The following is an 18,289-nucleotide window of genomic DNA, read 5'->3' on the forward strand; positions in this document are numbered from 1 at the left end:
CCTTCACCCACCGGCTGGCCTGCGGGCTGGCCGCCCGGGGCAACGAGGTCCTCGTCCGACCGCCGGACCCCGGCAGAGCGAAGGCCGGACAGCCCCCCAACTGTCCGGCCTTCTGTCGGCCGGGCGGGCAGTCCCCCAACTGCACGAGCCCAGCCTCCTCGCGGGCCTCTCCTTCGTCTCCCCCAAGACTCCGGCGGCTCCGCTCGGGGACGCGATCCCCCTCGCGTCCTTATCCGGTGAAAAGTCTCTGCAACGCTCCCCCCGGGCTTCGCAGAACCCCTTGACCTGCTACAACAGTACAGAATCGAACGTAAGAAGCACGTCATACACGGGTCGTTTTTGGGCCTACATCCATACTTGACCCGGTATAGCCGAACGGGTGCGCCCGCCCTCCGGCGGAGGGCTCGGCCACCCGTCGGAGAGCCCCCGCGACGCGGGGATCCCCGGCGTGGAGACGGCACGGGGACGGACCGTCAGGCGGGCGGTTCGAGGACGAGGGCCCGTCAGGCGAGCGGGTCAGGCAGAGAGCCCATCAGGCAGGCGGTTCGAGCACGGGGGCCCGTCAGGCGGGCAGTTCGAGGATGACCTCGCTCTTCTCCCGCAGTGCCCGGCTCACCGTGCAGTACTTGTCCTCGACGCGCCGGGCCACCGCGCGGAAGACCTCGTCGGCCTTCTCGTCGCCCTCGGGCAGCTCCACGTCGTAGGTGATGGTGATCGGCCCGAGCAGCGTGGGCTCGACCTTCTCCGCCTGGACGGTCATGGCCAGCCGGACCAGGCGGTGGCCGCGCTGGGCGGTGAGCGGCTCCACGGTGACGATGTTGCAGCCGCCGAGGGCGGCGAGCAGCAGCTCGACCGGGGTGAAGACCCCCTGCTCGTCGGCGCCGCCCATGGCGACCTCCGCCCCGCGATCGTTGCGGGCCACGAACCCGTCGTCGGTCCGCTCCACCCTGACCTGCGCCATGGCGCACCTCCCCGGTTACGCCGCTCACCCTACCGAAACGGGCCGGGGGTGCGGGCCCCGGATCCGGAACCCGGACTCCGAACCCAGCCTCCGTTCCGTGGTCCGTCCCGCCTGCCTCGGTCGAGCGGGCGGGACGAACCACGGAACAGAACTAGGCTTCGGGGTGCCTGGTCAGGTACTCGATGTAGAACGGGCGCAGCGCCTCCCCCAGCTCGCCCTCACCGGCGGCCACCGCGTCGCTGAGCAGGGCCGAGACCCGGCTGAGCTCGTTGGCCGTCTCCTCCTCGTTGCCCGTGGACGCCTCCGCCGCCGGAATCACCTTGAGCAGCTCCCACAGGAACGCGAGATCCCCGTGGTGAACCGCGTAGCGGACCGCGCGGTCGTGCAGTTCCCGGGCCGGCAACGCCTCCAACTCGTCCGTTTCCAACCGTCCCACCTCCTCACCGCGCCTTCTGCCCTCCGATCACACTGATCATGCGTGGTCGGCCGCCAGGCGGACGATCATCTTGCCGACGTTGGCTCCGCCCAGCATGTCGATGAAGGCCCGGGGGGCGTTCTCCAGGCCGTCGACGACCGTCTCCTGGAAGGTGAGCCGACCCTCCGCCAGCCACGGTCCCATCTCGGCGAGCATGTCGCCCATGCGGCCGGAGTGGTCGCCGACGATGAACCCGCGCAGGGTGAGCCGCTTGCCGACGGCGAGGAAGAGGTTCCGCGGCCCCGGAGGCGGCTCGGGGGCGTTGTAGACGGAGATCGCCCCGCACATCGCGACCCTGCCGTGCGTGTGGAGCGCGCCGATGGCGGCCTCCAGGTGGTCGCCGCCGACGTTGTCGAAGTAGACGTCGACGCCGTCGGGGGCCGCCCGCGCGAGCAGGTCGTGGACCCGGCCCTTCTTGTAGTTGAAGGCGTCGTCGAACCCGAGCTCCTCGATCAGGTAGGCGACCTTCTCGTCCGAGCCCGCGCTGCCCACCACCCGGGAGGCCCCCTTGAGACGGGCGATCTGCCCGACCAGGCTGCCCACGGCCCCCGCCGCGCCGGAGACGAACACCGCGTCACCCTCCTTGAAGGAGGCGATGTCGAGCAGGCCGACATAGGCGGTGAGGCCGGGCATGCCGAGCACGCCGAGGTAGGCCGACAGCGGGATCCCCGGCGCCGGATCGAGCCGGCGGGCCTGCCCGGCGTCGAGGACGGCGTGCTCGCGCCAGCCGTACCCGTGCAGGACGAGGTCGCCGGACGTCAGGCCGGCGGTCCGCGACTCCACGACCTCGCCGACCGCGCCGCCCTCCAGGGCCTTGCCGAGCTCGAACGGCGGGACGTAGGACTCGCCCTCGTTCATCCGGCCCCGCATGTACGGATCGACGCTCATGAAGAGGTTGCGGACGAGGATCTGACCGTCGCGCACGTCGGGCGGCCCGGCGTCGGCCATCTCGAAGTCGTCCTCGGTCGGCCACCCCGAGGGCCGCGAGGCGAGCCGGATCTCACGGAATGTCGTGCCGCCCGCGAACCGCGGGCCGCCGGACGTCTGGTCTGCCATGGTGAAGCCCCCTCGGCCTTCGTGTCCGTTCACCGGAGACGTTCCGCATCCGGCGAACGAGACCATCCCCACATCCGGGCGGATCTCTCACCCTGTGACCGAACACACCGCCCCGGACTGCGGCGACGCCCGTTCCCCGTGGGTGACACCGCCGTGGCGGCGCCGCCGTGACCACCGTCGCGGGCACGAAGTGGCTAGGGTCCGGGTAGGCCCGCGCGGCGGGCCTACCGTCCGTCCGACTCTCCTGCGAGGATGCCCAGGCGTGAGAATCATCATCAAGATCGTGGCCGTGGCGGCCGCCCTGTGGGTGGCCACCCAACTCGTGCATGGCATCAAGGTGTCCGCCTCCACCACAGCCGCCGAGATCGGCACGCTGCTCGCGGTCGCCCTGGTCTTCGGCGTCGTCAACGCGGTCCTCAAGCCGATCATCAAGACCGTCGGCTGTGCCTTCTACGTGCTCACCCTCGGGTTGTTCGCCCTGGTGGTCAACGCCGGCCTGCTGCTGCTCACGAGCTGGCTCGCCAAGCAGTTCCACCTGGCCTTCCACGTGAGCGGGTTCTGGGCGGCGTTCTGGGGCGCGATCATCATCGGCCTGGTGAGCTGGCTGCTGGACCTGGTGCTCGGCGACTGAGCCGCTCGCGGCGGGCGGGGCTCAGCCGACCGAGCCCCGCCCGCGGAGCTGGGGTGACTGGACGATGCGCCGGTGGCGGCTCTCGCCGTCCGCCGCGTCCACGACCGTGCCGACGGCGGCACGGACGATGCGGTCGATGTCCCAGTCGACCGTGGTCAGCGGCGGGGTGAGCAGCCCCGACATCGGGTGGTCGTCGTAGCCCATCACCGAGACGTCGAGCGGGATGCGCAGGCCGTCCGCGACGGAGGCGGCGTAGACGCCGTAGGCGATCGAGTCGGAGAAGCAGAAGAACGCCCGGTGCCCGGCGGCGAGCGCACCCCGGGCGACTCCGGCGGCGGCGGCCGGGGACTGCGGTGCGGTGATCACTTCGATGTCCAGCGCCAGCCGTTCGGCCTCGGCCAGGACGTGCACGTCGGCGGGGCGGTCGGGGGTGCTGGCCCGGGTGGGGGTGAGGACCGCCAGCCGCCGGTGCCCCCGGTCGCGCAGGTGCTCCAGTGCCAGGGTCACCCCCGCGCGGTTGTCGAAGACGACCTCTCCCGCCGTGCGGGCCCCGGCCAGCGCGTCGCCGATCGACACCACCGGCAGGCTCTCGCACAGTTCGGCCCAGAACGGCGCGGCCGGGTCGACCGGCTGCACGATCAGGGCGTCCACCCGCTGGTCCCGGAGCTGCCGGGCCAGCGTGCGCTCCCGCGCCGGGTCGCCCGCGGCGTCGAGGATCAGCGCGTAGCGGTCGTTGTCCTTCAGCGCCCGGCCGATGCCGACGGCCAGGGCCTGCTGCCAGAGGTCCTCCAGGGATCCGCAGAGCAGGCCGATCATCCCGGTCCGGCCGCTGGCCAGCGCGCGGGCGATGGGGTCGGCCTCGTAGCCGAGTTCGGCGGCGGCCCGCCGTACCCGCTCGATGGTCTCGCCGGACACCTGCATCCCGCGCAGCGCGTACGAGACCGAGGCAGGGGACAGGCCGGTGGCCTTCGCCACCTCACGTATCGTCGCTCGTTTCCGTGGCTGGGGCACCAGCCCAGGGTATGTCGCGGTCCGCCCCGGCAGGCGTCTCCCGCGCGGTATTCCGCTGTTTCAGCCTGTCACCCGGGGCGGCCCGACACGCCATCGCAAGAACGAGGATGCGGCCCGCCCAATTACCTGTATTCTAGGTAGGGAATAACAGAATGGAGGTTCCGGTGACCGTTGACGTGCACCAGCACCTGTGGACGCCCGCGTTCACCGACGCGCTCCGACGCCGTACGGCCGCGCCGCGCCTCGACGGCTGGACGCTCCACCTGGACGGCGAGCCTCCCTACGAGGTGAACCCCGCCGACCACGACCCGGCCACGCGGCTGGCCGCCGACCCCGGCCTCGACCTGGCGCTGGTCTCGCTGTCCAGCCCGCTCGGCGTGGAGTCGCTGCCGCCCGAGGACGCCTGGCCGATCATCGACGCCTACCACGAGGACGCCCTCGCCCTGCCCGCCCCCTTCGGCGCCTGGGCCGCGACCTGCCTGAGCGACATCGACCCCGGCGCGCTCGCCGGAGCCCTCGACCGGGGGCCGGCCGGGCTCCAGCTGCCCGCCACGGCCGTGGGAGACGCCGCCGGCCTGGCGCGGGTCGCCCCGCTGCTCGACGTGCTCGCCGAGCGGGACCTGCCGCTCTTCGTGCACCCGGGCCCGGCCGCGTCCGCCGTACCGGCGGCGGGCCCCGGGGCGCCCGCCGCGCCCGGGTGGTGGCCGGCCGTCGTGCCGTACGTGCAGCAGATGCACGCCGCCTGGTTCGCCTTCGCCGCCTTCGGCCGCCCCCGCCACCCCGGACTGCGCGTCTGCTTCGCGCTGCTGGCGGGCCTGGCGCCGCTCCACTCCGAGCGGCTGGCCCGCCGGGGCGGCGACGGCCGGGGAGAGGTGGACCGCGACGTGTTCCTGGAGACCTCCTCCTACGGCCCGCGCGCCATCGACGCGATCGTGCGCGAGCTCGGCATCGACGTGGTGGTCAACGGTTCCGACCGTCCCTACGCCGAGGCCCCCGACCCCGCGCTCGGCGAGGCCGCCCGGCACGCCGTCACGGTGGTCAATCCCGACCGCCTGCTGAACCGGAAGGAGACCGGAAGATGAACCAGGTGATCGCCCCGGCCCGGGAGCGGCACGCGCTCCCCCAGGGGCCGGGCACGGGCGGCGCGGGCTACGAGAGCCTGCCCGCGCGCCCCCTCGACCGGCGCGAGCTGCGCACCCTCGTCGAGGAGCTGGCCGCCGACCCGTCGTGCTGGGAGGGTCAGGTGGACTTCCCCGCCGAGGGGGGCCGCCACTACGCCTCGCTGCACCGCGACTCGCACGTCGACGTCTGGCTGCTGTGCTGGCGGCCCGGGGACGACACCGGCTGGCACGACCACGACATCTCCTCCGGGGCCGTCAGCGTGGTGGCCGGGGCGCTGCGGGAGTGCAACCCCAGGATCGGCGGCGAGCACGTGGAGACGCTGATCGAGGCCGGGGAGTCGTTCTCGTTCGGCCCCGACCACATCCACCGGCTGAGCGGGGCGGCGGAGGGCAGCGTGTCGATCCACGCCTACTCCCCGCCGCTGTGGCGTCTCGGGCAGTACTCGATCGACGAGGGCGGGGTCATGCGCCGCGTCTCGGTCAGCTACGCCGACGAGCTGCGGCCTGTGGACCCGTCGGAGGATCCGCCGGGGACGCCGGACGCGCCGGACGTGCTCGACGTGCCGGTCGGCGAGGCCGTCCCCGTCTGACGTGACCGGCCCCCACGGGGCCGGCCCGGCCGATGGGGCCGATTCCCGGGCGGGGCGCGTCTAGCGGGGACCGCCGTTCCCGGCCGCTCCGCCGTTTCCGCCGCTTCCGGCCGCGCCGCCACCCTGGCCCGCGCCGCCGCCCCGGCCGCCCGCTCCGCGGGTGGCCATGACCGCGTGCTCCTCCTCCTCGTGCCTGCGGTACTCCTCGTGGCTCTCCTCCAGCGGCACCTTCTCGCCGCCGTAGGCCCGGCTCATCCTGGCCCGGAGCCTGCCGAGCCGGCCGCGCAGCTCCTCGGGCGGGACCGCGCCCTCCCCGTCGCCGTTCCCATGACCGTTCCCGTGGCCGTCTCCGGCCCCGTGCAGGACCGGGATCGGCTCCTTGCCGCGGACCCGGTCCTCGAGGTCCGGGGTCGGCGGGGCGTGCACCTCGACGTACTCGCCGCTGGGCAGCCGCCTGATGACGCCGGCCTCCACGCCGTGGGCGAGGATCTGCGAGTCACGGCGCTGCAGGCCGATGCAGATCCGGTAGGTGACGAGGTACGCCAGAGCCGGCCCCAGGAAGATCAGGACGCGACCGATGTAGATCAGGTCGTTCATCGAGAAGTGGAAGTACGCGGCGATCACGTCGTTGGAGGCGCCCAGCCACAGGATGCCGTAGAAGGTGACCGCCGCCATGCCGATCGAGGTGCGGTGCGGGTTGTTGCGGGGCCGGTCGGCGATGTGGTGCTCGCCATGGTCGCCGGTGACCCACCGTTCCAGGAACGGATAGAGGGCCAGGCCCAACACGATGATCATGAGCGGGACCAGCGCCGGGATCAGCACGCTCAGCGTCAGCGTGTAGCCGGCGAAGTTGATCTCCCAGCCGGGCATCAGCCGGAGCGCGCCGTCCAGGAACCCCATGTAGAAGTCGGGCTGGGTGCCGGCCGAGATGTTCGCCGGGTTGTAGGGACCGAACAGCCAGATCGGGTTGATCTGCGCGAAGCCGCCCAGCAGCGCGACGGTGGCGAAGGTGAACATGAAGTACGCGCCCGACTTGATCATGAAGGCGGGCCAGAACGGCGAGCCCACCACGTTCATGTTCGTGCGGCCCTTGCCCGGCATCTGGGTGTGCTTCTGCACCCACATCAGGATGAGGTGAGCGGTGATCAGCGCCAGCAGCACGCCCGGGATGAGCAGGATGTGCAGCGAGTAGAACCGGGCGACGATGTCCTCACCCGGGAACTCCCCGCCGAAGAGCAGGAAGGTGGACCAGGTGCCCAAGATCGGGATCATCTGGGCGATGCCCGCGGTGATCCTCAGACCGGCGCCGGACAGCAGGTCGTCGGGCAGGGAGTAGCCGGTCAGACCCTCGGCGAGGGTGAGCAGCAGCAGGGCGACGCCGATCAGCCAGTTCAGCTCGCGCGGCTTGCGGTAGGCGCCGGTGAAGAACACGCGGAGCATGTGGATCATCAGGCCGCCGATGAACAGCAGGGCCGCCCAGTGGTGCATCTGCCGCATCAGCAGGCCGCCGCGCACGTCGAAGCTGATGTCCAGCGTCGAGGCGTACGCCTCGGACATCATGACGCCCTTGAGCGGCTCGTAGGAGCCGGTGTAGGCGAGCTCCTGCATGCTGGGTTTGAAGAAGAACGTCAGGAACGTGCCGGTCAGCAGCAGGATGACGAACGTGTAGAGGGCGATCTCCCCCAGAAGGAAAGACCAGTGGTCAGGAAAGATCTTCCGTAGGTTCCGCCGGAGGAAGTTCCCCGCCCCCAGACGATCGTCCAGGAAGCTGCTCGTGCTCGCTATGGGCTTCGGAACGGTTCCGCTGCTCACGCATGGCCTCCGTTCTCAGGGCCTCGGCTCCGGCGCGACCCGGCGCCCGGTGACCGGACCGGGGTGTACGGCGGAGCACGCCGTCGCCGACCAGGTCCTTCCATCATCCACAGCGGGTTACAAACGAACGTAAAGTCGGAAACCACGCAATACGCACGAAAAGCCTAGAACTTATTCACCGGTCGGGTACGGGGCGCCGGACGGGCCATCCGCACGGCAGGCGACGGCAGAGCCTTTGCCGCCCCTTTACGTTCCCGGCCTGCTCCGTCGCCTCTCCCGGATGACGCGGCGACGCCCCGCCGCCCGGACGGCGGTCAGGCGGGCTCCGGGCTCAGGTGACGGTGGAGCGCGAGCGAGCAGCCGATGACCGCGACCCCCGCCAGGGCGATCGCCAGGTGCGGCGCGGTCGCCTCGGCCACCGCGCCCGCCAGGGCGGCGGCCAGCGCCTGACCGGTCATCACTCCCGCACCCGCCAGGCCGAACGCCTGTCCGGCGACCGCTTCGGGCACCGCCGCCACGAACCCGCGTTGCAGCCCGAGCGCGTAGGAGCCGCCGGCCATCGTGGCCAGCAGGACGAGGAGCGCGGCCACCGCGAGTCCCGGCCGGAGGACGAAACCGAGCAGCGGAACACCCGCCAGGGCCGCGAGCGGCAGTGCCAGGCGTTCCCGGCCGGACGGGGAGGTCAGCCGTCCCACCGCGAGGTTGCCGGCCGCCAGCCCGGCCGAGGCCGCGGCGAGCGCCACCCCGGCCGCGTCACCGAGGTAGGGGACGAGCACCGCCTCGGCCGCCGTCACGAACGACACCGGCAGCCACTGGGCGAGCAGCAGCCCGCGCACCCGGGGATCCGCCAGCAGCGCCCGGTTGACGCGCAGCGTCTCCCGCACGGCCCCGCCGCCCGCTCCCCGAGCCCGCGCACCGGCCCCGCCCTCTTCTCCGCCCCGAGCCCGCGCACCGCCCTCGCCCGCACCCTCGCGTTCGCCCCCGTCCTGAGCCCGCGCGCCGGCCCCGTCCTCACCCCGGACCCGCACGCCCCCGGCTCCGCCCCCGGCACGGGCCGGTACGTCCGGCAGGCCGAGCCGGAGCAGCACGGCGGCCACGGCGGACAGCCCCGCGGTGGCGGCCAGGGCGCCCGCGGGGCCGGCCGCGGCCAGCACGCCGCCGCCGGCCGCCAGCCCGGCGATCTGCCCGCCCGCGGCCGTCACGGACAGCACGGACCTGCCCAGGACGAACGCGTCCCCGGGCAGCAACGCGGGCAGCAGGGCGTTGCGGGACGCCATGAAGACCGGCGAGAACAGGCCACCGGCCAGTACCAGCGCCAGCATCGCCCAGACGGGCAGCCCGGCGAAGGCCAGCAGCAGGCAGGTCACCGCCCGGACTAGCTCACCGACGATCATCAGTGTGCGGGGCCGGACGCGGTCGGCCAGGGAGAGCAGGAACGTCCCGCCGACGACGTACGGCAGGAAGCCCAGCATGTAGGCCGCGGCCGACAGCCCGGGCGAGCCGGTCCTCGCGTACACCAGCGCCGACAGGGCCAGCGCCTTGACCTGGTCCCCGGCGATCAGGAGGGCGAAGCTCGCGAACAGCGTCCGGAACTCGGCGACGGCGAAGAGCTCTCTGTAGGTCGCGGCCCGTTCCCGCGAGGTGATCGTCATGTCCGTCAGGGTGGGGCGTCCCACCGCCCGGGGATAGGCTTTCGGAAATCGCCGAAAGGTCGCCGGGCGGCCCGCCGCGCCGGGACCGTCAGGGAGACGTCATGGCCATCAGGATCGAGGTCAGCCCGGGGGACGTCGTGGCCGCCAGGTTCGCCGTCTCCCCGCTCATCGTCACCAAGCTCGCCCTGCGGGTGGTGTCCGGTGGGAAGCAGGCCGGGGTCTGGCGGGCCTGGGCGGACCGGCAGCGGAAGCCGTACGAGAGGTTGCGGGCCGAGCGGCCGGGGCTCGGGGCGATGGTGGCGCTGTTCCGCGACCGGAGTTACAACGTCGACTTCGCCGCGCCGCCGCCGGCCGGGGTGGGCACCCCGTTCGAGGCGGAGCTCGCGGTAGTGCGCGCCACCTCCGCGGCCCAGGCGCACCGGGAGATCGCCAGGAACCTGGACGGCATGCCCCGGCCGCCGGCCGCCGTGCTGGACGTCCTGTCCTCGCCCGACGTGGTGACGCTCTTCGCCGACGCGCTCCAGGCCCTCTGGGAGGAGATCGTCGCGCCCGCGTGGCCCCGCTTCCACGCGATCCTGGAACGCGACGTGATCCAGCGGTCCGGCCGCCTGGCGACGTACGGCTGGGCGGCGGCGCTCGCCGACCTCAGCCCGCGGGTGCGCTGGCATCCCGACGGGGTGATCGAGGTGCGGGCGGAGAGCCCCGGCGAGACCCGCCGGCTCGGCGGGCGCGGCCTGCTGTTCGTGCCCTCCCCCTTCCCGTCCGGGGTGGGCTCCTACCTGGAGGACGCCTGGCCGTACGCGATCTCCTATCCGGCACGCGGGGCCGGGATCCCGCACGAGGCGCCGGACGGCCTGACCGGGCTGATCGGCCGGACCAGGGCGCGGGTCCTGCTGGAGCTGGCCGTCCCGGCCACCACCAGCCATCTCGTCGCACTGCTCGGCCTGGGACTGGGAACCGTCGGCGACCACCTGGGCGCACTGCGGCGCGCGGGCCTGGTGGCCCGGTGCCGTACCGGCCGCGCCGTGCTCTACCACCGCACGGCGCTCGGCGACGCGCTGGTCAGCCCTTCGATGCCCCCGCCATGAGACCGGGCGGCAGGACGCATGGCCGCCGGAACGGCGGGCGGGTGACGGGAAGGGTGTGGGGGCCCCGCCCCGCCGCGGGACCCCCACCAGGCGCGCCTCAGGGGCCGCGCCGCCCGCCTGTGTCGTGGCGGGCCGCGCCGTTCACCCCTGGACGCGCTGGATCGCGCCGTCGGGCAGCGTCATCACGGTGACGCCGAAGTCGTGGACGGTCGCCGACAGCTCCTCGGGGGAGAGGCCGGGGGCCACCACGACCAGCGCGCCGCGCATGAGCGCCAGGCCGATCAGCGTGGTCATGGCCAGGACGCAGGTCAGGGACCACGTCACCAGCAGGACGTCCGACTTCTCCAGGACCACGAGCCGGTCGAGGACGTGCATCCGGCCGATGAGGTCCTCGTGGGTGAAGACCCCGGCGTCCTGGGTCAGCAGGGCGGGCTGGACCGACGGGTCGAGCAGGGGCAGCGGCCCGGGCTCCAGCAGCAGCAGGTCGGCGAAGTCGACGGTGTCCCGCGCCTGGCCGAACGTGATCACCTGCCGGACCCTGGACGCCTCAGCCGCCCGCAGCGACGCCTCCGCCAGCCCGGGGGTCGTGATGAGCAGCCGGGCGTCCCACCGGGCCAGCAGCGTGCCGACCTCCCCGCTTCCGGGGTCGACGGGGGCCGCCACGCCCCCCGCCGCGATGACGGTGTGCACCGCGAGGGTCTGCGCCGCGGCGTCGCCGACGTGGATCCCGGCCACCTGACGCCTGCGGGCGCCCCGCCGGACCAGACCGGAGGCGCCCAGCGTCACCTCGCCGGCCAGGCGGCGGTAGCCGTACACGACTCCGGCGCCGAGGTCGATCAGCGCGGGCCGGTCACCCCGTTCGTACGCGCGACCGAACACCGCCTCGGTGACGGTTCCCCTGATGGAGGAGGAGGTCGGTCTCATGGCGCCGACCGTAAGGCCGCTCTGACGGCCGGGGCATCGTTCGATGTATGTAGATGAGTGTGTATTCGAGATCGTCCTTTCCGGGGGGTGCGGGCCCGAGCCCTGCGCGGCTCGGACCCGCTGTCGCGTGCCCCGTGGCCCCGAAGTCCCCACCCCTCCGAGGAGACCTCGGCCGACGGGCGGGACACGCGACGCCTCCGGTGTGCCCGGCCGTGACGCCGGGGATGGTGTGGGCCCGCCGCGTCCGCGGCCCTCGCCCCGGGCGGGACGGCGCGGAAGGCCGGCGTCACCGGCCGAACACGAGGGAAACGTACGGCGGGCACCCGGGGCCGCACATGCGCCGAACTGCGTATCCCGAGGTGTAGCCGTACGGCCGCCGGGGTGTGTAGGCCGGGCGGCCGGCGCTCCCCGCCCGCCGGAGCGCCTCAGGAGCGCCGCGTACGGCCCGGCGGCCCCGGTCCCCGGCCCGCCTCTTTCCGGCCGGGGCCGCGCCCCTCGGGCGCGGTCGTGCCCGATGACCCCTTCAGGCGCGGTCGTGCCCGATGACCTCTTCAGGCGCGGTTGTGCTCGATGACCCAGGTGGCGACCTGGGTGCGCGAGGAGAACCCCAGCTTCGCCAGGATGTTGGCCACGTGCCGGGCCGCGGTCGCCGGGCTGATCACCAGTTCGTCGGCGATGGCCTTGTTGCTCAGGCCGCGGGCCACCAGCTCGGCGATCTCCCACTCGCGGCCGGTGAGGGTGGTCAGCGGGGTGGCCGCCGGGCCCCGGGCGGCCGTCGGCGGCGGAGCCCCGGCCTGCTCGCCGTCCGGCTCGTCGTCCTGGAGGGCGTAGCGGATCGCCTGCTCCTGCGTCATCTCCTGGCCGTGCGCCCAGAGCTGGGCGACGAGGGCGTCGCCCAGGCGCGTGCGGGCCGGCTGGAGCAGCTCCTCCATGCGGGCGCCGAACCCCGACGGCAGGAAGGCGCCGCACATCGAGCCGCGGATCGCGGCGGAGGCGCCGGCCAGCCGTACGGCCCGGCGGTCGTCCTCCTCGGCCAGCGCGAGCTGCGCGAGCGTCTCGATCCGCCGGGCGACGCCGAGCCGCTGGCCGGTGCCCAGGCACAGCCGCAGGCTCTCCACCAGCCGGGCGCGGGCGGTCGCCAGGTCGCCCTGGGCGAGGGCTATCCGGCCCAGCCCCGACAGGCAGGTGATCGTCTGCCAGTGCGAGGTGATGTCCTGCAGCAGGTCGAGGGCCTGCTCGTAGTAGGCGCGGGCCTCGGCCAGGTCGCTGCGCAGCCAGGCGACCTGCGCCAGGCCGATGAGCGCGACCGGCTCGGCCCAGTGGTTGTCGAGCTCGTGGGCGATGGCCAGCGCCGCCTCGAACGACCGCTGCGACTCCTTGGCACGGCCCTCCGACAGGGCGAGGGTCCCCTCCATCGAGCGGATCACCATCTCGTGCCAGGGGTCGTCCACCTTCCGCACGGCCTCCAGCGCCTCGTCCAGGCAGGCCCTGGCCGCCTCGGGCCGCCGCTGGTAGATGGCCACCCAGGCCAGGATGGCGAGCGCCCCGCTCAGCGGCCCGTGCAGGCCCGTCGCCCGGCACAGCTCGGCGGCGGCCGCGCAGGCGACCTGCGCGGTGTCGGGGTCGCCCTGGCCGAAGGCCACCTGGCCGCGCAGCACGAGGGCGTCGCCGCGCACCCGCGGGGACAGCAGCGCGGGCTCGGTCTCCAGCAGGCGGTCCAGCCACTCGTCGGCCGGGGTGAACCTGCCTCCGGCGATGGTCGGCCAGCGCAGCAGCACCAGCAGGCGCAGCGCGCTCTCGGGTTCGCCGGTGTCGGCCGACCATCGCACCGCCGCCCAGATGTTGGACTGGAGCTCGTCCAGCAGGACGAGCTGCGGGCAGATCTCCTCCCACGTGGGGCGGGGGTGGCGGACGATCAGCCGGTGGACCCGGTCGGCGATGCCGATCATGTGGTCGCGGTGCCGCTGCCGCAGCGGGCACTCCTCGCCCGAGGCGTCGAGCTGCTCGGCGGCGTACTGGCGGATCGTCTCCAGCATCCGGTAGCGCGTCTCGCCCGCGGCCGCCGCGTCGGCCAGCACCAGGGACTTGTCGACCAGGCCGCACAGCACGCTGAGGATGTCCTCGGCGCCCAGTCCGTTGCCCGAGCAGACCTGCTCGGCCATGTCGAGCGTCCAGCCGCCGGTGAAGACCGCGAGCCGCCGCAGCAGGATCCGCTCGGGTTCCTTGAGCTGCTGGTAGCTCCAGTCGACGGTGGCCCGGAGCGTCTGGTGCCTGGCGGGGGCGGTGCGGTCGCCGGCCGACAGCAGCCGGAAGCGGTCGCGGATGCGGGCGTGGATCTGCTCCACGGTCAGCGCCCGGCACAGGGCGGCGGCCAGCTCGATGGCGAGCGGCATCCCGTCGAGCGCCTCGCACAGGCTGGCGATCTCCGCGGCGTTCTGGTCGGTGACGGCGAAGCCGCGCGAGGCGGCGCCGGCCCGGTCGACGAACAGCCGTACGGCCTCGCTGCCCGCCGGGTTCTGGGCGTCGTCCCCCGGCAGCGAGAGCGGCGGCACCCGCCACACCGTCTCCCCCGCCACCCGCAGCGGCTCGCGGCTGGTGGTGAGCACCCGCACCTCGGGACAGACGGTGAGGACCATGCGGCAGAACCGGGCGCACTCCTCGACGAGCGACTCGCAGTTGTCGACGATGAGCAGCAGCCGCCGGTCGGCGAGGGCGTCGATCAGCGTCTCGGCCAGCGGGCGCGACGGCTCGGCGGCGACGCCGAGCGCGGCGGCCACCCGGGGCACGATCTGGTCGCCGGGCACCGCCTCGGCCAGCTCCACCAGCCACACGCCCCCGGGGAAGCCGTCCGCCACCTGGGTGGCCACCCGGACCGCCAGCCTGCTCTTGCCGATGCCGCCCGCCCCGCACAGCGTCACCACCCGGGCGACGCCGAGCAGATGGGCGAGCTCCTCCACGTCGGCCTCGCGGCCGATGAAGGCGTTGGGTTCGAGGGGCAGGTTGCCCGCGGTGAGGGAGGAGTGCGCGGTGTCCTGTGTCATCGGCTCTTGGTCGCGGTGTCCTGGTCTCGGCGGTCGGTGGCATCCGGTGGTGCGTCGCGGGGCGGCCGTCACGGAAAGTGTGACACCAATTACCGTGCCGTGCCCAGGCTTAACACCTTTTCGGATCTCCGGATCACCTGGCCGTATCCCCTCACGAGCCCCCGATCGCCCCTCGCGGCCCCGTCGCCGCCGTCACGGGACGCGGCCGGGGAAAGGGACATCCGGTGGTGAACCCGCGTAACGATCAACGGCCGTATCCCACCGAACCGCCCACATAACGGTCATCCCCCGCGTCCCGGCGGTAAGCCGCACGGGGGCCGCCGGCCGACCCGGGACGCGACCGGCGACCGGCTCCGGCCATCGGCAGCCGCCCTTCACCGGATTGTCAGTGCCCGACTCCACACTGTCACCATGCCAGCCGAATCCCCAGCCCCAGCCACCGCCGCCTCCTCCGCCCCGGCGCCGCGCGACGGCCTTGCGGGGCCCCCGGACCCCCCTGACCTCGCGGAGCCTTCAGACCTGACGGAGCTCGGCGAGCTCACCGCGCCCAACTGGTACGCCTTCTCGGAGCGGCTCTCCGGGATCGGGTTCCTCACCGTCGCCCGCCGGCTCCCCGCGCTGGTCCGCCGGGCGCTGGGCATGGCCTGGCGGGCGAGCCCCCGCGACACGGCGGCCACCGTCGTCCTCAGCCTGCTCGGCGGGGTGTTCACCGCCTTCGGCCTGCTGGCCACGACCGGTGTGCTGAGCGCCCTGTTCAGCGCCGGGCCCACCCCCGAGCGGGTCAGGGCGGCGCTGCCCTCCCTGGCGCTGGTCGCCGGGGCCGCCTGCCTGCGCTCCGCGCTGCAGGCGGGCGCCGGCTGGGTGCAGGGCCGGCTCCGCCCGCAGGTCGGCCGGATCACCGAGGAGCGGCTGTACGGCCTGACCAGCCAGGTCGACCTGGTCGCCTTCGACGACCCCGAGTTCCACGACGCGCTGCAGCGGGCCCAGGCCCGCGGGATGGACACCGCGCGCGTGATGGTGGACAGCACCATCGACACGATCACCGGCCTGATCGGCATCGCCGCCGCGGCGGGCGTCCTCGGCGTGCTCCACCCGGCGCTGCTGCCGCTGCTGGTGCTGGCGGTCCTGCCGGACGCCTGGGCGGCGGTGCGCGCCGCGAAGATGGGGTACGCCGCCGACCACTCGCTGATCTCGGCCCGCCGCCGCAAGTGGATCCTCGCCGACCTGATGGCCGAGCGGGAGACGGCCGCGGAGGTGCGGTCGTTCACGATGCGCGGCTTCCTGATGCGGATGTACGACGCGGTGGCCCGGGCCGAGCAGCGGGTCATGCTCGACCTGGCCAGGCGCCGGGCCCTCACCCGGGTCATCGGGGAGGCGCTCGGCGGCCTCGGCACCCTGACGGTGTACGTGGCGCTGGGCGTGCTGCTGTCCCTCGGCACCGTCGCGCTGGCGGTGGCGGGTACGGCGGTGCTCGCCATCCGCTCGGGCAAGGGGTCGTTGGAGAACCTCATGTTCGCCGTCAACCGCCTCTACGAGGGGGGCCTGTACTTCACCGACTTCCTGGAGTTCTGCTCCCTGGCCGAGCGGCACCTGCCCCCGCCCCGCCCGCGCCCGGCCCCCGAGGGGTTCGAGCGGATCACCGCCGAGGAGGTCGTCTTCACCTACCCCGGGGCCGACCGTCCGTCCCTGTGCGGCGTCTCCGTCCGCCTCGACCGCGGGGAGGTCGTGGCGCTCGTCGGGGAGAACGGCTCGGGCAAGACCACGCTGTCCAAGATCCTGGCGGGCCTCTACGAACCCGGTGGCGGCCGCGTCCGCTGGGACGACGCAGACCTGTCGGAGGTCGATCCCGCCTCGCTGCGCCGCCGCGTCGCGGTGATCGCCCAGGACCACAGCCGCTGGCCGCTGACCGTCCGGCACAACATCACCATGGGCGACGGCAGGGGGGAGGCGTCGCTGGTCTCGGCCTCCGAGGTGGCGGGCGCCGACGAGGTCGTCTCCGAGCTGCCGCGCGGCTACGACACCCTGCTCGACCGGCGGTTCAAGGACGGCAGGGAGCTGTCGGGCGGCCAGTGGCAGCGGATCGCGGTGGCCCGCGGCTTCCATCGCGACGCCCCGCTGCTGATCTGCGACGAACCGACCGCGGCCCTCGACGCCCGGGCCGAGCACGCCCTCTTCGAACGGGTCAGGCGGCACGCCGAGGGTCGCACGGTTCTGATGATCACCCACCGGCTGGCCAGCGTCCGGCACGCCGACCGCATCTACGTCCTCAACCGGGGCGAGGTCGTCGAGCAGGGCACCCACGCCGAACTCATGGAGCTCGACGGCCTGTACGCCGAGCTGTACAACCTCCAGGCCCGCGCCTACTCCCCCTGACCGGCCGGCTCCTCCCTGCCGGGGGGTGTGAGGACGGCGCGCATGACGGCCCTGGCGATCGGGGCCGCCACCTCGCCGCCGAATCCGCCGTGCTCCACGACGACCCCCACCGCGACCCTGGGGGCGTCGGCCGGGGCGAACCCCGTGAAGATCGCGTGGTTCTCCCGGGAGGGGGCGTTCTCGGCGGTGCCGGTCTTGGCGGCGACGTCGATTCCCGGGATCGCCGCCGCCGTGCCGGTCCCGCCGGGCCTGGTGACGGCGACCATCATCGCGGTGAGCCGGTCGGCCTCGTCGGCGCCGAGGACCCGGCGATACCTCGACGGCTCGGCGTTGCCGATCACCGTGCCGTCGGCGAGGCGGACCTCCTCCACCAGGTAGGGGCGCATCAGGTCGCCGTGACCGGCGACCGCGGCCGAGAACATCGCGATCATCAGGGGGGTGGCCCGGGTGTCGAACTGTCCCAGCGCCGACATGGCGGTCTGTGCCCGGCTCATCCGCTCCGGGTAGACGCTCACGGCCACCGGCATGGGCACGGCGAGGTCGGCCGCGCCGAACCCGAACGCCTCGGCCTGCTCGCGCAGCGCGTTCTGGCCGAGGTCGAGGCCGATCTTCGCGAACGGGGTGTTGCAGGAGACCTTGAACGCGTAGGCCAGTGACGGGTGGCCGTCGCCGCAGGCCGCGCCGCCGGAGTTGCGCACGCGCGCGCGGGTGCCGGGCAGGCGGAGCGAGGCGGGCGCGCTGACGGCGGTGGCCGGGCCGTACCGCTCGGAGCTGAGCGCGGCGGCGGTCGTGACGACCTTGAAAGCCGAGCCGGGCGGGTAGGTCCGCTGGATCGCCCGGTTCAGCAGCGGCCGGCCGGGGTCCCTCTGCAGCCGCCGGTCGGCGGCGTCGAGCGCGGCGGCGTCGAAGACCGTGTACAGGTTCGGGTCGTAGGAGGGGTAGGAGGCCATGGCCAGGATCGCGCCGGTGTTCGGGTTGATCGCGACGACGGCCCCGGGCTTCCCGGTGGCGCGCAGCGCCCGGTAGGCGGCCCGCTGCGCGCGGTCGTCGAGGGTGAGCTTGAGGGTGGCCCCGCTGCGGATGCCGTCCATCAGCGAGCGCACCCTGACCTCGGGGTCGCTCCCGGACAGGCCGGGGTCCTCGGCCGCCTCGATGCCGGAGGAGCCGTAGAGGGAGAGGTAGCCGGTCACCGGCGCGTACAGGGGCCCCTGCGGGTAGACGCGCCGGTACCGGTAGGTGCGGTCGCCGCTCCTGCGGCTGGTGGCGATCACCGTCTCGTCGCGGAGCACGATGTCGCCCCGGGGGCCGTCGAAGCGCTCGATCATGCCGTGCCGGTTGCGGGGGTCCCCGGCGAGCCGGTCGGCCCGGAACGCCTGGATGTAGGTGGTGTTGACGAGCAGCGCGAACAGCATCACCTCGCACGCCACGGCGACGCGTCCGAGCGGAGCGTTCATCCGCCGCGCACGCTGCACCGTCACGGACCTCATGGCCCTCCCCTCGATCCCCTTTCCCGGTGTAACAGTCAGACCGGAAAGGGGCCGCCGCACAGGGGCA

Annotated in this window: 14 protein-coding genes; 5 read left to right on the top strand and 9 right to left on the bottom strand. The window is 73.6% G+C overall.

From position 1 onward, the window contains the following. Positions 1-562: 562 nt before the first annotated feature. The 3 genes from AB0D67_RS26620 to AB0D67_RS26630 all read right to left on the bottom strand — a co-directional run bounded on the left by AB0D67_RS26620 (position 563) and on the right by AB0D67_RS26630 (position 2,492). On the bottom strand, positions 563-961 hold the full coding sequence (locus AB0D67_RS26620) for an OsmC family protein (RefSeq protein WP_362941344.1): 399 nt from the start codon (positions 959-961) through the stop codon (positions 563-565). 151 nt (positions 962-1,112) lie between these two features. Next, entirely contained in the window at positions 1,113-1,397 is a 285-nt protein-coding gene (locus AB0D67_RS26625) for a hypothetical protein (protein ID WP_362941347.1), read from the bottom strand. Positions 1,398-1,433: 36 nt separating this feature from the next. Next, a complete protein-coding gene (locus AB0D67_RS26630; protein WP_362941350.1) occupies positions 1,434-2,492 on the bottom strand; it encodes an NADP-dependent oxidoreductase in 1,059 nt (352 codons plus the stop codon). A gap of 262 nt (positions 2,493-2,754) precedes the next feature. Here AB0D67_RS26630 and AB0D67_RS26635 point away from each other — a divergent pair, with 262 nt between their 5' ends. Continuing rightward, positions 2,755-3,123 carry a phage holin family protein gene (locus tag AB0D67_RS26635; protein ID WP_362941353.1) on the top strand — a complete coding sequence of 123 codons (369 nt, stop codon included), beginning with the start codon at positions 2,755-2,757 and terminating at the stop codon, positions 3,121-3,123. Between the two features lie 21 nt (positions 3,124-3,144). On the opposite strand, the gene AB0D67_RS26640 is transcribed toward AB0D67_RS26635, so the two are convergent. Continuing rightward, positions 3,145-4,098, bottom strand: a complete 954-nt coding sequence (locus AB0D67_RS26640; protein WP_362941356.1) for a LacI family DNA-binding transcriptional regulator — start codon at positions 4,096-4,098, stop codon at positions 3,145-3,147. A 200-nt stretch (positions 4,099-4,298) separates the two neighbouring features. Between AB0D67_RS26640 and AB0D67_RS26645 the strand changes: the two genes are divergently transcribed. Beyond that, entirely contained in the window at positions 4,299-5,216 is a 918-nt protein-coding gene (locus AB0D67_RS26645; RefSeq protein ID WP_362941359.1) for an amidohydrolase, read from the top strand. Next, positions 5,213-5,845: a cysteine dioxygenase family protein gene (locus tag AB0D67_RS26650; RefSeq protein ID WP_362941362.1), complete on the top strand. Its 633-nt coding sequence runs from the start codon at positions 5,213-5,215 to the stop codon at positions 5,843-5,845. The genes AB0D67_RS26645 and AB0D67_RS26650 overlap by 4 nt, the downstream gene beginning before the upstream one ends. Before the next feature lie 60 nt (positions 5,846-5,905). Here the strand turns inward: AB0D67_RS26650 and AB0D67_RS26655 are convergent, their stop codons facing one another. Both AB0D67_RS26655 and AB0D67_RS26660 read right to left on the bottom strand, forming a co-directional pair. After that, on the bottom strand, positions 5,906-7,657 hold the full coding sequence (locus AB0D67_RS26655) for a ubiquinol-cytochrome c reductase cytochrome b subunit (protein WP_362941365.1): 1,752 nt from the start codon (positions 7,655-7,657) through the stop codon (positions 5,906-5,908). Between the two features lie 314 nt (positions 7,658-7,971). Continuing rightward, positions 7,972-9,309 carry an MFS transporter gene (locus AB0D67_RS26660; RefSeq protein ID WP_362941368.1) on the bottom strand — a complete coding sequence of 446 codons (1,338 nt, stop codon included), beginning with the start codon at positions 9,307-9,309 and terminating at the stop codon, positions 7,972-7,974. Positions 9,310-9,410: 101 nt separating this feature from the next. Here AB0D67_RS26660 and AB0D67_RS26665 point away from each other — a divergent pair, with 101 nt between their 5' ends. Beyond that, positions 9,411-10,397: an ArsR family transcriptional regulator gene (locus AB0D67_RS26665; protein WP_362941371.1), complete on the top strand. Its 987-nt coding sequence runs from the start codon at positions 9,411-9,413 to the stop codon at positions 10,395-10,397. A gap of 141 nt (positions 10,398-10,538) precedes the next feature. Here AB0D67_RS26665 and AB0D67_RS26670 read toward each other — a convergent pair whose 3' ends face one another. After that, positions 10,539-11,321, bottom strand: coding sequence for an AMP-binding protein (locus AB0D67_RS26670; RefSeq protein ID WP_362941374.1), 783 nt, complete (start codon positions 11,319-11,321; stop codon positions 10,539-10,541). 551 nt (positions 11,322-11,872) lie between these two features. Beyond that, positions 11,873-14,362, bottom strand: coding sequence for a tetratricopeptide repeat protein (locus AB0D67_RS26675; RefSeq protein WP_362941377.1), 2,490 nt, complete (start codon positions 14,360-14,362; stop codon positions 11,873-11,875). A gap of 411 nt (positions 14,363-14,773) precedes the next feature. Here AB0D67_RS26675 and AB0D67_RS26680 point away from each other — a divergent pair, with 411 nt between their 5' ends. Next, positions 14,774-16,735: an ABC transporter ATP-binding protein gene (locus AB0D67_RS26680; RefSeq protein WP_362941380.1), complete on the top strand. Its 1,962-nt coding sequence runs from the start codon at positions 14,774-14,776 to the stop codon at positions 16,733-16,735. Here the strand turns inward: AB0D67_RS26680 and AB0D67_RS26685 are convergent. Beyond that, complete coding sequence (locus AB0D67_RS26685; protein ID WP_362941383.1) at positions 16,723-18,222, bottom strand: penicillin-binding protein 2; 1,500 nt, start codon at positions 18,220-18,222, stop codon at positions 16,723-16,725. The genes AB0D67_RS26680 and AB0D67_RS26685 overlap by 13 nt on opposite strands. Positions 18,223-18,289 lie beyond the last annotated feature (67 nt).

Source organism: Streptosporangium sp. NPDC048047 (assembly GCF_040653115.1).
Lineage (GTDB): Bacteria > Actinomycetota > Actinomycetes > Streptosporangiales > Streptosporangiaceae > Streptosporangium.

Excerpts from the sequence above, each read along its gene's own strand:
- AB0D67_RS26620 (WP_362941344.1), bottom strand. The coding sequence starts at position 961 with ATGGCGCAGGTCAGGGTGGAGCGGACCGACGACGGGTTCGTGGCCCGC.
- AB0D67_RS26630 (WP_362941350.1), bottom strand. The coding sequence starts at position 2,492 with ATGGCAGACCAGACGTCCGGCGGCCCGCGGTTCGCGGGCGGCACGACA.
- AB0D67_RS26650 (WP_362941362.1), top strand. The coding sequence starts at position 5,213 with ATGAACCAGGTGATCGCCCCGGCCCGGGAGCGGCACGCGCTCCCCCAG.
- AB0D67_RS26660 (WP_362941368.1), bottom strand. The coding sequence starts at position 9,309 with ATGACGATCACCTCGCGGGAACGGGCCGCGACCTACAGAGAGCTCTTC.
- AB0D67_RS26665 (WP_362941371.1), top strand. The coding sequence starts at position 9,411 with ATGGCCATCAGGATCGAGGTCAGCCCGGGGGACGTCGTGGCCGCCAGG.
- AB0D67_RS26670 (WP_362941374.1), bottom strand. The coding sequence starts at position 11,321 with ATGAGACCGACCTCCTCCTCCATCAGGGGAACCGTCACCGAGGCGGTG.
- AB0D67_RS26675 (WP_362941377.1), bottom strand. The coding sequence starts at position 14,362 with ATGACACAGGACACCGCGCACTCCTCCCTCACCGCGGGCAACCTGCCC.
- AB0D67_RS26680 (WP_362941380.1), top strand. The coding sequence starts at position 14,774 with ATGCCAGCCGAATCCCCAGCCCCAGCCACCGCCGCCTCCTCCGCCCCG.
- AB0D67_RS26685 (WP_362941383.1), bottom strand. The coding sequence starts at position 18,222 with ATGAGGTCCGTGACGGTGCAGCGTGCGCGGCGGATGAACGCTCCGCTC.